Source organism: Serratia aquatilis (genome assembly GCF_044865145.1).
Classification (GTDB): Bacteria; Pseudomonadota; Gammaproteobacteria; order Enterobacterales; family Enterobacteriaceae; genus Chania; species Chania aquatilis.
This window is the reverse complement of sequence record NZ_CP173186.1, coordinates 3324786-3339226: the sequence shown is the minus strand read 5'-3', so window position 1 is coordinate 3339226 and position 14441 is coordinate 3324786. Positions and strand designations below refer to the sequence as shown.

11 protein-coding genes are annotated in these 14441 nt (G+C 52.1%); 5 read left to right on the top strand and 6 right to left on the bottom strand.

What is annotated here, in order from left to right; translation table 11 throughout:
• The first annotated feature begins 59 nt into the window (after window positions 1-59).
• Complete coding sequence (locus tag SAQUA_RS15100) at window positions 60-1718, top strand: ATP-dependent endonuclease (protein ID WP_380680052.1); 1659 nt, start codon at window positions 60-62, stop codon at window positions 1716-1718.
• On the opposite strand, the gene SAQUA_RS15095 is transcribed toward SAQUA_RS15100, so the two are convergent.
• A complete protein-coding gene (locus tag SAQUA_RS15095; RefSeq protein ID WP_380680049.1) occupies window positions 1680-2675 on the bottom strand; it encodes a VirK/YbjX family protein in 996 nt (331 codons plus the stop codon). The genes SAQUA_RS15100 and SAQUA_RS15095 overlap by 39 nt on opposite strands.
• A gap of 226 nt (window positions 2676-2901) precedes the next feature.
• Between SAQUA_RS15095 and macA the strand changes: the two genes are divergently transcribed.
• Together macA and macB are read left to right on the top strand one after the other, a co-directional pair.
• On the top strand, window positions 2902-3984 hold the full coding sequence (gene macA, locus SAQUA_RS15090; RefSeq protein ID WP_404413215.1) for a macrolide transporter subunit MacA: 1083 nt from the start codon (window positions 2902-2904) through the stop codon (window positions 3982-3984).
• The gene (gene macB, locus SAQUA_RS15085) at window positions 3984-5930 is read left to right on the top strand and encodes a macrolide ABC transporter ATP-binding protein/permease MacB (RefSeq protein ID WP_380680046.1); all 1947 of its coding nucleotides are present in this window, start codon (window positions 3984-3986) and stop codon (window positions 5928-5930) included. The genes macA and macB overlap by 1 nt, the downstream gene beginning before the upstream one ends.
• A gap of 274 nt (window positions 5931-6204) precedes the next feature.
• Here the strand turns inward: macB and cspD are convergent, their stop codons facing one another.
• Entirely contained in the window at window positions 6205-6426 is a 222-nt protein-coding gene (cspD, locus tag SAQUA_RS15080; protein ID WP_380680043.1) for a cold shock-like protein CspD, read from the bottom strand.
• Window positions 6427-6766: 340 nt separating this feature from the next.
• Between cspD and clpS the strand changes: the two genes are divergently transcribed.
• Both clpS and clpA read left to right on the top strand, forming a co-directional pair.
• Entirely contained in the window at window positions 6767-7087 is a 321-nt protein-coding gene (gene clpS, locus SAQUA_RS15075) for an ATP-dependent Clp protease adapter ClpS (protein ID WP_380680040.1), read from the top strand.
• 26 nt (window positions 7088-7113) lie between these two features.
• Window positions 7114-9393, top strand: coding sequence for an ATP-dependent Clp protease ATP-binding subunit ClpA (gene clpA / locus SAQUA_RS15070; RefSeq protein ID WP_380680037.1), 2280 nt, complete (start codon window positions 7114-7116; stop codon window positions 9391-9393).
• Window positions 9394-9596: 203 nt separating this feature from the next.
• On the opposite strand, the gene infA is transcribed toward clpA, so the two are convergent.
• The 4 genes from infA to cydD all read right to left on the bottom strand — a co-directional run bounded on the left by infA (window position 9597) and on the right by cydD (window position 14273).
• Complete coding sequence (gene infA / locus SAQUA_RS15065; protein ID WP_002211347.1) at window positions 9597-9815, bottom strand: translation initiation factor IF-1; 219 nt, start codon at window positions 9813-9815, stop codon at window positions 9597-9599.
• A gap of 106 nt (window positions 9816-9921) precedes the next feature.
• Window positions 9922-10647: a leucyl/phenylalanyl-tRNA--protein transferase gene (gene aat / locus SAQUA_RS15060; protein ID WP_380680029.1), complete on the bottom strand. Its 726-nt coding sequence runs from the start codon at window positions 10645-10647 to the stop codon at window positions 9922-9924.
• Window positions 10648-10755: 108 nt separating this feature from the next.
• Window positions 10756-12504 (bottom strand): heme ABC transporter ATP-binding protein/permease CydC, encoded by a 1749-nt coding sequence (gene cydC, locus SAQUA_RS15055; RefSeq protein ID WP_380680026.1) that lies wholly within the window; start codon window positions 12502-12504, stop codon window positions 10756-10758.
• 2 nt (window positions 12505-12506) lie between these two features.
• A complete protein-coding gene (cydD, locus tag SAQUA_RS15050; protein ID WP_380680022.1) occupies window positions 12507-14273 on the bottom strand; it encodes a heme ABC transporter permease/ATP-binding protein CydD in 1767 nt (588 codons plus the stop codon).
• Between the last annotated feature and the right edge of the window lie 168 nt (window positions 14274-14441).

Below are 14441 nucleotides of genomic sequence, written 5' to 3'. Positions count from 1 at the left end.
CTCACAAACAAGTAATATGTACGGTCAAGCCCCCCATAAGTGCACACAGGAGTTAGCAGATGTTCTTAGAGCGTATCGAGATTGCAGGATTCCGCGGCATAAACCGGCTTTCACTGATGCTGGACGACAACACGGTTCTGCTGGGTGAAAACGCCTGGGGTAAGTCCAGTTTGCTGGATGCGATGACGCTTTTGCTGTCGCCTGAGCAGAAGCTTTACCGCTTTGAATCTCGTGATTTTCATTTCCCTCCTGGTGATGAAGCGGCCAAAGAGCGCCATTTGCAGATTATCTTCACGTTTTGTGAAAAAGATATCGGTCATGCTCATCTGCCCCGTTATCGCCACCTTTCGCCGCTTTGGTCTAAGGGGGATGATAGTCTAGGCCGCATTCATTACTGCTGCGAAGGTGAACTGGCTGATGATGGCACGGTGTGTACCTGGCGCCGTTTTCTGGGTGAGCATGGTAATGAACTGCATCTGCACCATATCGATCAACTGGTACTTGCTTTAATCCGTATCCATCCGGTGTTGCGCTTGCGAGATGCACGTTTTATCCGCCGCCTGCGACCCAGCTCGCTCAATGACAATCTTCCCGTTGATAACCAGGCCTTGGCACACCAGTTGGACCAATTGACGCGTGAACTGGTGCGTAATCCGCAAAAACTGACCAATGCCGAGTTGCGGCAAGGTTTGACAGCCATGCAACAGCTGCTTGAGCACTACTTTGCCGAACAGGGTTCGCAGGTGCCTGGACCGCGCCGCCATCGCCAGCCTCCAGAGCAGCAGGCGTGGCGTTCTCTGGATAGCATCAACCGTATGATTGCGGAACCCAACAGCCGCAGTATGCGGTTGATCCTGTTAGGGATGTTTTCTACTTTGTTGCAGGCCAAGGGCAATCTGAGGCTCGATCCACACGCCCGGCCATTGCTGTTGGTTGAGGATCCGGAGACGCGCCTGCACCCTATCATGCTCTCCGTTGCCTGGAATTTGCTCAACCAAATGCCGCTACAGCGCATCACGACTACCAACTCCAGCCAACTGGTGTCGCTAGTACCAGTGGAGCATATTTGCCGGCTGGTGCGCGAGTCTTCCCGCGTGGCAACCTATCGGCTTGGTACGCCGGGGTTAAGCCTGGAAGATGGGCGGCGTATCGCATTTCATATCCGGTTTAATCGGCCTTCTTCACTGTTTGCCCGCTGTTGGTTATTGGTCGAAGGGGAAACCGAGGTGTGGTTGCTGAATGAATTGGCACGTCAGTGCGGATACCATTTTGAAGCGGAAGGCGTCAGAGTTATTGAGTTTGCCCAGTGCGGGCTTAAACCGTTGTTGAAGTTTGCCAGGCTGATGGGTATTGAGTGGCATGCGTTAGTCGATGGCGACGAGGCCGGGAAGAAATATGCCAATGCCGTTCGCAGCATGCTGGTCAATCATGACGATAATGAACGCGATCGTCTGACAGCGCTGCCAGCATTGGATATGGAACACTTTATGTACAAAGCGGGTTTTAGCTCAGTCTACCATCGCGTAGCTTCAGTTCCCCTTAAAGTACAAATGCCGGTACGCAAGGTGATCCTCAAAGCCGTGCATCATTCATCAAAACCCGATCTGGCGATTGAGGTTGCAACGCAGGCAGGGCAGTGGGGCATCGATTCGGTGCCCCCCCTGCTGAAGAAAATGTTCTCACGCGTTATTTGGCTGGCGCGGGGCCGAGCAGACTAAAGCATAGGGATTTGCGTCGAAGTGCAGTGCGAATCCCTGTTGCAGCTCATCCAGCAACTGGTAACGACGACGATATTCCGCACGCTTTTTGCTGGCTATGTCTTCAAGCGGTTTACGGGCAATACGCGTAGGCAAGAGAAAATAACCGTTGTCGAGCGGTTTGCCCCCCATGGAAAGCCAGAACTGATCGTAATCTGCATGCAGCAGGTCTTTCTTTTTACGATGATAGCGCCAGTTCTGGTAGATATGCGTTGTATTACCCACCGCGATCACTTGCCGGATCCCCAAATGCTGTGCCAGATAACCTACCCCCTCGAGGGCAAGACGTTTCGGGAACAACCCGTGACAGGCTTTGGTAGTACTTTGGATCTCAGCGTGCGGAACACCGTACTCTGCGCCCTGGAGGCCACCAATAAACAGGGTTGGCTGCTGGTGATAGTTCATCAGGGTGAAGGTGATTTCCGCCAGCATCAACCCCTTGGCATTTCGCATTAGTAGGGTTGCTTCCCCCTCCTTGTTCAACTTGTCGAGAGAGGCCAATTGCAGGCAGATCTGTTCACCATTTTTATCCTCTGCACAACTTAAGGTGAACGGTTGGCTGAGATAACCCAGGCGCATTTTCAGTGGCATACGCTGAGCAATAAGATCGTAGTGATCGCGCAGTGCGAACAAACACTCGATGCGGCTCATGTTTGCTGCCAGATAGGGGCGATGCAATTTACACGGCAGGCCGGGTTGAGCGCTTAGAATTTCATCCAGCAGAGGATTTGCAGCCAACATGTCGAGTAGGGCATGGGTTGTGGACCAGCAGAGCAGCGAACGACAAAGGAATTTTAGACGGAACGAGGTTTTTTCCCAGGATTTGCTGGGAACCTTTTCCCCATTGAGCAATGCGCTCATCAATTGGCCGCAGCTGGCTGGCTTGGCAGATTCTAGCGGGTAGCTGAGCTGTGACATGATAAGTCCTTGTGATGTTGACTTGCGCTATTTCAACAAGGTTTCGCTAAACGGGAGTTCAATGTGAAATTTTAAAAAACCAGCGCCCACGGTACGTTGAGCTTAGGTTTAGTTATTGATAATTCGAAATGGTAATCTTTCCGGGCTGCCGGGTTTGGCAGTCAGGGATTGACCAAATAGGTAGGAATATATTTTGACGTGGTTAATAGGACGTAAAAAACGCGGGTTGATAGGGATAGTGCTTCTGCTCGCGCTCGCCATACTGCTTTATCGGCACTTTAGCCATCCCACCCCGGTTGAATTCAAGACCGTCAAGGTAACAAAGCGTGATTTGCAACAGAGTGTGTTGGCGACAGGCCAACTGGATGCGGTGCGCAAAGTTGACGTGGGGGCTCAGGTCAGCGGGCAACTGGAGAGTTTGAACGTCGAGATTGGCGATACAGTGAAAAAAGGCCAACTGCTCGGCATTATCGACCCCCAACAGGCATTAAACAGTATCCGCGAAGGTGAAGCTACGCTGCAGGAGCTGCGCGCTAATTTACAGCAGGCTCAGGCCGAGCAGCAGTTGGCTGCGGTAACGTTGCAGCGTAATCGTGAACTGGCCAAAGTACAGGCAGTAGCGCGTCAGGATCTGGATAAATACGCGACAGAGCTGACGGTGAAAAAAGCTCAGGTGGATACTATCAAGGCGCAGATCGCCAAGAATCAGGCCAGTCTGGATACTGCCCGGCTCAATCTCACCTATACCCGTATTGAGGCACCGATGGATGGTGATGTTGTGCAAATCACTACCTTACAGGGCCAGACGGTGATTGCCGCGCAGCAAGCACCCAACATTCTAACGCTGGCAGATATGCACACGATGTTGGTGAAGGCTCAGGTTTCCGAGGCTGACGTCATCAATCTCAAACCGGGGCAGAAAGCCTGGTTTACCGTGCTGGGGGATCCGAACAAACGTTTCGATGGTGTACTGAAAGATATTCAGCCTACGCCAGAGAAAGTAAATAATGCCATCTTCTACTATGCGCGTTTTGAAGTCCCTAACCCAGATGGCTTGCTGCGTTTGCAAATGACCGCTCAGGTGCATATTCAACTTTCCGCCGTCAATGATGCGTTGGCTATTCCGCTGGTCGCTTTGGGTGACCAGATTGCCGATGAACGTTATCACGTATCCGTATTGGAGCAGGGGAAAGAAGAGAAGCGGGAAGTCACTATCGGTATTCGTAACAATACCGATGTGCAGATCGTCAGTGGCCTGTCTGTGGGTGAAGAAGTGATTATCAGCCGTGGCGGCGCGGAGACCAACTGATGGCGGCATTGCTGGAATTGAGCAGGATAGGGCGTAGTTATCTCTCCGGCGAACAGACCGTGGATGTGCTGAAAAATATCAGCCTGCGCATTGATGCCGGTGAGATGGTGGCGATCATGGGCGCTTCTGGTTCGGGTAAATCTACGTTGATGAATATTCTCGGTTGTCTGGACAAACCCAGCGCCGGGATATATCGCGTTGCCGGGCAGGATGTGGCGATGCTTGATGGGAATGCGCTGGCTCAGCTCAGACGCGAGCATTTTGGTTTTATTTTTCAGCGTTATCATTTGCTTCCGCATCTTAGCGCAGCCCATAACGTTGAAGTGCCTGCTGTCTACGCCGGGTCAAGCAAGACCGCCCGGCGCGAAAGAGCAGAGGCATTGCTACAGCGTCTTGGATTGGGGGAACGAACGGCTTACCGCCCAAACCAACTCTCCGGTGGGCAGCAGCAGCGTGTGAGTATTGCTCGGGCGTTGATGAACGGTGGTCAGGTGATCCTAGCGGATGAACCTACAGGGGCGCTCGACAGTCATTCCGGTGAGGAGGTGATGGCTATCCTCAAGCAACTGCGCGAACAGGGGCATACCGTAATTATTGTGACCCACGATCCTGCCATAGCGCACCAGGCAGAAAGAATTATCGAAATCCGTGATGGTGAAATCGTTGCCGATTCACGTCCGCTGACACAAGAGGTTCCTCAGGCGAAAAAGCTGATATTGGCAACGCCTACGTCATCCTGGCGGCAGGTTTCGGGGCGTTTTCGCGAGTCGTTGGTTATGGCCTGGCGCGCAATGGCAGCCAATAAAATGCGTACCGCCCTGACCATGCTGGGGATCATTATTGGCATTGCCTCCGTAGTTTCTATCCTGGTGATTGGCGATGCGGCTAAACATATGGTTCTGGCAGATATCAAATCTATTGGAACCAATACCGTGAATGTTTTTCCCGGCAAGGATTTTGGTGACGATGATCCTTCCTTCCGCCAGTCGTTAAAATATAGCGATCTGAGTGCGTTGAGTGAACAGCCCTATGTCCATGCGCTTTCGCCCAATATTGACAGCAATATGCGCCTGCGTTTTAGCAATATTGATGTGGCTGCTAATGTGTCCGGCGTCAACTCGGAGTATTTCCGGGTTTATGGTATGACATTCTCCCAGGGACGAGGTATTGATGCCCAGCAAGAACAATCGCAAGCGCAGGTCGTGGTGATCGATGCCAATACGCAACGCCGTTTATTCCCGCACCAAAATGATGTGGTTGGTAAAGTGATCCTGGTTGGCAATATGCCCGCGACAGTGGTTGGCGTGGCACAAGTAAAGCAGTCGATGTTTGGCAGCAGCAATACGTTGAATGTATGGGTACCCTATACCACCATGGCCAACCGGCTAGTGGGCCATGATTATTTTGATTCCATCACTGTGCGCATCCGTGAAGGATACAGTAGCCAGGAAGCGGAACAGCAGCTCACGCGTTTACTGACGTTACGCCATGGTAAGAAAGATTTCTTCACCTACAACATGGATAGCCTGGTGCAGACTGCCGAGAAAACCACGCGCACGCTGCAACTGTTCCTGACTTTGGTCGCCGTGATTTCGCTGGTGGTAGGGGGAATTGGTGTGATGAATATCATGCTGGTTTCGGTAACGGAAAGGACGCGTGAAATCGGTATTCGTATGGCGGTAGGGGCTCGTTCCAGCGATGTTTTACAGCAGTTCCTGATAGAGGCAATACTGGTCTGCCTGGTTGGCGGGGCGTTAGGGATAACCCTGTCATTTGCCATTGGTTTACTGGTGGAGTTGGTGTTGCCGGGGTGGCAAGTCAGTTTCCCACCTTCCGCACTGTTGAGTGCGTTCCTGTGTTCAACCGGTATTGGTGTTGTATTCGGTTATCTACCGGCACGCAATGCGGCGCGCTTGAACCCGATTGACGCTTTAGCACGCGAGTGAAATGGAGATGTGCGTAAGATGCCCTAAAAATAAGCAGGGCGGCGATGTGAACAACTGAAGAAATATGGCTAATAAAAATGCCAGTCGTACAGCGGCTGGCATTTTTAATGCGGCTCAAGAGAATGGCCCTGCAGACAGCGTTTATACCCGTGGCCCTTCAAGCTGCATGGGGGTTGGTTGCCTTCACTTATCCCAGTCACTTGGTTTACCAAGCTCCTGGGGCTTCGTTCAGTGGCCGCCTACATGCAACTTGAAGTAACTTGGGGATAGTTTTTTAGGCTAACGCCTCGCTTTCCAGCGGCAGAATAAGACTTGCATGGTTCCCTTTCGGTCCTTGATGCACATCGAACCTGACTTGTTGGCCCGCTTTCAACGTTCTGTAACCATCCATCTTGATTGTCGAATAATGAGCGAAAATATCTTCGCCGCCGGCTTCAGGGCAAATAAAACCGAAACCTTTTGCGTTATTAAACCATTTAACAGTACCCGTCTCCATGCTTCTACATCCCTCGCAACGCTATTTTATAGATGAGATGAATAACTGATTCTGAAGAGTGGGTGGTCAAAAGACCAGCAGCCCACAAAATTACACTCTAGAGCAATTGATCATCACGTCAAGGGATCGGCTTTTGACAGTAGCGAGCAGTTCACCAAAGTTTGAAGCAGTTAACGCTATTGAGATTGTTTGGTAACAAATTATGGCAGACTCAGTGCGGTATATTCGATTTACACTGCGACTAACTGGATGCGAAGATGGTAAAATAATCGCGGTATACCGCATTGTATAACCCGAATGTGCCCCCCATAACAGGGCATTGCAGAGAAGATGAACAGCGATGGGCAAGAATAGCGATTGGCTAAATTTTGAACACTTGGTCAAAGAAAAACAAATCGATGCGGTAAAACCGCCATCAATGTATAAAGTTATACTTAATAACGACGATTACACACCGATGGAATTTGTGATTGACGTTCTGCAAAAGTTCTTTTCTTATGATATTGAACGTGCAACGCAACTGATGCTCACGGTTCACTACAAAGGTAAGGCTATCTGTGGTGTTTTTACCGCCGAGGTGGCGGAAACCAAGGTAGTATTTGTAAACCGTTACGCAAGGGAGAACGAGCATCCGTTGCTCTGTACGCTGGAAAAAGCCTGAAAAGGCAATCTATTGGGGAGGTGCCTATGCTCAATCAAGAACTGGAACTCAGTCTCAACATGGCTTTCGCCAGAGCGCGTGAGCACAGACACGAGTTTATGACCGTGGAGCACCTGTTGCTGGCATTGCTCAGCAACCCTGCCGCGCGCGAAGCGCTAGAGGCATGTACGGTGGATCTGGCGGCATTACGTCAGGAACTGGAAGCCTTTATCGAACAGACCACGCCTACGCTGCCTGCAGGTGAGGATGAGCGTGATACTCAACCTACGCTCAGCTTCCAACGTGTGTTGCAGCGTGCGGTCTTCCACGTGCAGTCTTCTGGGCGCAATGAAGTCAGCGGTGCCAACGTATTAGTGGCGATCTTCAGCGAACAGGAGTCGCAAGCGGCATACTTACTGCGCAAACACGACGTAAGCCGTCTCGACGTGGTGAACTTCATTTCACATGGTACGCGTAAAGATGAGCCGGGCCAGGCACCTAATGCGGAAAACCCGGTAAACGAAGAGCAGTCCGGAGGGGAAGACCGTATGGAAAACTTCACCACCAACCTGAATCAACTTGCTCGTGTGGGCGGTATCGACCCACTGATTGGCCGTGACCGTGAACTGGAACGCACCATTCAGGTGTTGTGCCGCCGCCGTAAAAACAACCCGTTGCTGGTAGGGGAGTCTGGCGTGGGTAAGACTGCCATTGCCGAAGGGCTTGCCTGGCGCATTGTGCAAGGTGATGTGCCAGAAGTTATGGCGGATTGCACACTATACTCGCTGGATATCGGTTCGTTGCTGGCCGGTACCAAATACCGTGGCGATTTCGAGAAGCGCTTCAAGGCGCTGCTGAAACAGTTAGAACAGGATCAGAACAGTATTCTGTTTATTGATGAAATCCACACTATTATCGGCGCTGGAGCAGCTTCCGGTGGGCAAGTGGATGCTGCTAACCTGATCAAACCGTTGTTGTCCAGCGGCAAGATCCGGGTGATCGGTTCTACTACTTACCAGGAATTCAGCAGTATCTTCGAAAAAGATCGTGCGCTGGCACGCCGCTTCCAGAAGATAGATATTACCGAGCCAACGCCGGAAGAGACCATTCAGATTATTAATGGTCTTAAAACCAAATATGAAGCGCATCATGATGTGCGTTATACCTCCAAAGCGATCCGCGCTGCGGTGGAGCTTTCTGTCAAATACATCAACGATCGTCATCTGCCGGACAAGGCGATAGATGTGATCGATGAAGCTGGCGCACGTAGCCGCTTGTTGCCGCTGAACAAGCGTAAGAAGACGGTCAACGTGGCAGACATTGAATCTGTGGTTGCACGTATTGCGCGCATCCCGGAGAAAACCGTCTCTGCTAGCGATCGCGATGTATTGAGAAGCCTGAATGATCGTCTGAAAATGCTGGTGTTCGGCCAAGATCCGGCGATTGAAGCCCTGACCGAAGCGATTAAAATGAGCCGTGCAGGTCTTGGTCAGGATCGCAAGCCTGTGGGGTCCTTCCTGTTTGCAGGGCCTACTGGGGTTGGGAAAACCGAGGTAACGGTTCAACTGGCTAAGGCGTTGGACATTGAGCTGCTGCGGTTTGATATGTCCGAATATATGGAGCGCCATACCGTTAGCCGTCTGATTGGTGCGCCTCCGGGTTATGTCGGTTACGATCAGGGTGGTCTGCTGACCGACGCGGTGATCAAACATCCTCACGCTGTAGTATTGCTGGATGAAATTGAGAAAGCGCATCCGGATGTGTTTAACCTGTTATTACAGGTGATGGATAACGGAACGCTGACCGACAACAATGGCCGTAAAGCCGATTTCCGCAACATCATTCTGGTGATGACCACTAATGCCGGTGTGCGTGAAACAGAACGTAAATCGATTGGCCTGATTGAGCAGGACAACAGTATTGATGCGATGGAAGAGATCAAGAAAGTGTTTACGCCAGAATTCCGTAACCGTCTGGATAACATTATCTGGTTCAAACCGCTCTCTACTACCGTGATCCAGCAGGTTGTCGACAAGTTTATCGTCGAGTTGCAGGCACAGTTGGATGCCAAGGGCGTCTCACTGGAAGTCAGTGATGAAGCGCGTGATTGGCTGTCTGTTAAGGGCTATGATCGTGCGATGGGGGCTCGTCCAATGGCACGGGTCATGCAGGAAAGCCTGAAGAAACCGTTGGCCAACGAATTGCTGTTTGGTTCTCTGGTTGACGGTGGTTCGGTGAAAGTCGAACTGGATAAAGAGACCAAGCAACTGACTTACCACTTCCTCAGTGCTCAGAAGCGTAAAGCGGATGAAGGTGCAGTTCACTAAGCGGTAATCGGTTAATAAAAAAGCGATGCTTCGGCATCGCTTTTTTTATGCGTTAATTTTATAGGGAATACAAATGAGTGAGCCCTCTCGGTTTACCCGCGCCAAAACAACTCGATGCTGAACGTTGCTGCGGCGGTAAACGGAAAGGGCTCTTGAGGGATCACATCCTCGGTGTTGCCAGTGGCTGGCAACGGGTGAGCCGATTAACGGCTACGGAAGACAATGCGGCCTTTGCTCAGGTCGTACGGGGTCAGCTCTACAGTGACTTTGTCACCCGTCAGGATGCGGATATAGTTTTTACGCATTTTACCGGAGATATGAGCGGTTACCACGTGCCCGTTTTCCAATTCAACGCGGAACATGGTGTTTGGCAGCGTATCAAGAACGGTGCCCTGCATTTCAATATTGTCTTCTTTGGCCATCGAATCCTCTAGGGGTAACTACCTTAGTTTTTAACCGGCAAGATAATGCCGAAAAACCCACATTATGTAAAGAAGTGTCGGTGAACAATGCACCATTTCCGCAAAATTAGTTTGTTGGGGAGGGCGGTTCAACCAGCTGTGGGGGTACAACTTGCGGCAACCAACATCCCGGCGCTAAAACCTTGCGCTGAAGGTTGCTCAGTAGCTGCAAAAATTGGTGACGGGGAATATCCCTCGCTCCAAGCCGGGCAGTGTGAGCGTTAAGCACCTGACAGTCAATCAATTCCCCGCCATAACTGGCAAAATGGTGGCAAAAGGCCATTAAGGCGCATTTTGATGCATTGGTAGTGCGGCTAAACATGGATTCACCACAGAACAGAGCACCTTGCGCCACCCCATATAGGCCGCCAACCAATTCTTCTCCACGCCATACCTCGACGGAATGAGCATAACCCATACGGTGCAACTGCAAATAGGCTCGCTGCACTTCCTCCCCAATCCAGGTACCTTCGTCGGGACGTTGTGCACAAGCGCTTATCACGGCAGCAAAATCATGATTGAGGGTGATACGGAAAGGGGCGCTACGCAGGAAACGCTTAAGGCTACGGCTGGTATGATACTCGTTTGGAAACATCACCGCCCGTGGATCCGGCGACCACCACAGAATCGCTTCCCCAGGTGAATACCACGGGAAGATACCCCGCTCATAAGCGGCCAACAGGCGGGAGGGCGTCAGATCCCCGCCGATTGCCAGCAAACCGTTAGGATCGCGCAGAGCAGCTTCAGGAGAAGGAAACGCGACAGACTGTGGTGATAACTTAACAATACGCATAAAACCTCTTAGCGTTGCCTACAGGCTGTTTTACAGCTGCACACAAATGACATCACGAAATCTGTAGAGGCGGTGCTCCTTATTATCACAGGAGAGCACCGCTGGCGGCTAACTACGCGACGGTGCCTTGGTATGATGGATACGTTGGCGGAAGCGGGCATAGCGGCCTTGCTGACGCAACAGTTCGTTGTGGCTTCCCTGTTCGACGACATTACCGCCATCCATAACGCAGATACGATCAAAATGCTCCAGCCCGTAGAGACGGTGGGTGATCAAAATCAACGTTCTGCCCCGGCAATGCTGACGTAACAGCGCCAGGATCTGTTGTTCAGTCTCGGCATCCAGTCCCTCGGTGGGCTCATCCAGTAACAGTAATGGAGCCGAGTGCAACAAAGCACGCGCGATGCCCAGACGGCGTTGTTCGCCCCCGGAAAGCTGACGACCGCCTTCACCTAGCCATGCATTCAGCCCTTCGTTTTCAAGGAGTTTACTCAATCCAACCTGCTGTAGGACGCTGTTCAGCGTTTCATCGCTAACCTTGGGGCTGGCGATACGCAGGTTCTCACGCAGTGTGCTGCTGAAAATATGCACTCTCTGGCTGACTACGGTGGTCATGGCTCGCAGCGTCGACTCATCATAGTCGCTCAGTGGTTGGCCGTTCAGCCGGATTTCACCGCTGTCTGGGTCCCATGCGCGGGTCAATAGTTGCAACAGGGTCGATTTACCACATCCCGTGCGGCCCAATAAAGCGATGTGCTCGCCAGCGGCGATATCCAGCAACACATTTTGCAGCACCGGCAGTGGTTGTTCTGGATAGGTAAAGGTGACATCACTTATTTGCAGCGATGCACTTTGCTGTGCCACTGGCCCCGTCGCAGGGAATGCCACCTCAGGTTGCTGTTCGATGAGTTGCTTGACCCGAGTTGCTGAAGCGATCACTTGGCCCAAATGCTGAAAAGCGCCGGCAACAGGCATCATGGCTTCAAAGGAAGCCAGGGCAGCAAAGGCGAACAGGGCAATAAGCGCACCAGGTTGGCTATCACCGCCAATACCTGCGGCAGCAAGCCATAGCAGCAGCGTTACGGTGAGGCCGCTGGCAAGGATCATCAATGCCAGGGCAATGCCACCCAGTGATGCCTGCTGCCATTGGCGCCGTTGCCAATGCTGCTCGGTGGCGTTGAGTTTCTGGCGGAAATTCTCCAGCGCGCCAAAAACAACCAATTCTGCTTGCCCTTGCAGCCATGACGTTAGCTCTGTGCGGTATTGGCTACGTAGCAGGGTGAGTTCTTTCCCTATCGGTTTACCCGCGCGATAAAACACCGGGGGGATGACCAGCAACAGCAGTAATAAAATACTGCCAAGAGTCAATGCCAGTGGGCCATCCAGCCAGCTAAGGCCGAAGGTGACCACCATAATCACCACCGCAGCGCTGACCATTGGCGAGATAACACGTAAATAGAGATGATCGAGCGTATCGACATCCGCCACCAGGCGGTTCAGCAGTTCAGCCTGACGAAAACGGGCAATACCGCCCGGCGATAACGGTAGAATTTTCTGGAAAGTAAAAACGCGCAGATGTGACAGGACGCGGAAAGTGGCGTCGTGGCTGACGACACGCTCGGCGTAACGACCTGCGGTTCGGAAAATCGCAGCGCCACGCACGCCTGCTGCAGGCAACATGTAGTTAAAGGTAACTAAACCCGCCAGCCCGGCCACCGAAGAAGCAGCAAGGAACCAACCTGATAAAGCCAGTAAACCGATGCTGGCCAGTAATGTGACGATCGCCAGGATGATACCCAGCAGGATCAGGAAAGTGTGGCGGCGGTACAACGCCAGGAATGGCAGCAAAACACGCATGATTACAGCTCCTCGCTGCGGTGTGCTAGCAGATTGGCAAACAGACCGGGTTGTGTGCTAAGCGTGGCATAATTGCCTTGCTGGACGATTTTTCCACTGTCCATCACCCAAATCTGGTCATAATCTTCAGTATCTTCCAACTGGTGCGTAACCAGCAGTGTGGTCTGCTGTTGAGACGCCGCATTCAACGCCTGCATGACCCATTGTTCACTATGCGCATCCAGGCTGGCAGCAGGCTCATCTAACAGCAGTAAGCGGCGAGGGCTGAGCAGAGCTCGCGCTACCGCCACCCGCTGTGCTTGCCCCACGGAAAGCCTTGCGGCTCCGTCGCCCAAATCAGTATCCAGCCCTTTTGGCAGATGGTGCAGAAACTCGCTGACGTAAGCCTGTTCAACCGCCTGTTGCAATTGTGCCTCACTGGCATCCGGATAACCGAGCAGGATATTAGCCCTTAATGTTTGTGCGGGCAGGTGCGGGTTTTGTCCCACCCAACCCAGTTGCTTACGCCAATTAACCGCAGCCAAGTCACGCAGTTCAGTGCCATTTATCTTTAAGGAACCACGGTAAGGGAGAAAACCAAGCAACAGGTTCAGCAGTGAACTTTTTCCAGCACCGCTCAGGCCGACCAGTGCAATGCGTTGGTTGGCTGGCAAGGTAAAATCGAGTGGCCCGGCAAGCAACACGCCATTGGGCGAGAGGATTTCCAAGCCCTGCGCCTGTAAGGTCAGTGGCACCGTGGTATCCAGCGATTGCGTGCCGTTCCCAACGCTTTCCCCTTCAGCCGTCAGAAATGTTTCCAGTGCTTCGGCGGCCCCAATAGCCTGTGCTTTGGCGTGATAGAAGGCCCCCAAATCGCGTAATGGCTGGAAGAATTCCGGCGCCAGGATCAGTACGAGAAAACCCGCAAACAGCGTTACGCCGGTACCGTAACTGCCAAAATTCAGTTCACCAAGATAAGAGAAACCAAAGTAGACCGCGACAACGGCAATCGAAATGGACGCGAAGAACTCCAGCACGGCGGAGGAGAGGAAAGCCATACGCAGCACTTCCATAGTACGCTGACGGAAATCTTCTGAGGATTGGGCTATGCGTTTTGTTTCGGCCTCTCCTCGGTTGAACAGGCGCAATGTTTCCAGACCACGTAAACGATCAAGAAAGTTGCCACTGAGCCGCGCGAGTGCAACAAAATTACGCCTATTAGCGTCTGCAGCGCCCATACCAACCAAAGCCATGAACAGAGGGATCAATGGAGCGGTCGCCAGTAGGATAAATCCAGCTGCCCAGTTAATTGGGAAGACGGTGATCAGGATTAGAACCGGAATAAAAACGGCCAGGTACATCTGCGGCAGATAGCGTGAGTAGTAATCCTGCATATCTTCAATCTGCTCAACGATGATACTGGCCCAACTGCCTGCAGGTTTCCCTTGGATCCACGCAGGACCCAACTGCTGCATTTTATCCAGTATCTGTGCCCGCATACGCTGGCGTATGACTTGTCCGCAGATGAAGCCAACGCGTTCGCGTAACCAGCTCAGCAATGCACGCAAGGCAAAGGCGGTAGCCAGCCAAATAAACGATGAAACAAGCTCACCACGGGGTTGGTGTTCAATAATCAGGGCATGGAGCAAGTACGCTAGCAGCCAGGCTTGTGCGACGATCAAAATGCCGCTTGCCAGGCCTAACAGCATGGATAAGCGCAGCCAACGCTGCGCCAACGTGCTCTGTGTTTTGAGCCAACGGGTTAACTGGTGCTGTCTGGTTTTTTTCATCAGGTAGTCTGCGTCGCCGATGCCTGCCGAAACAGGTCAGGTTAACGTACTGTTAAATAGTGCTTGCTTCAGCCTGAAGCAAGACAAGTGAGCGCTAATGTTACCTCGACACTCGGAAGACTGGAATAAATATCCCTATACGACCAGCGCTGTAGCGCACTGATTGCA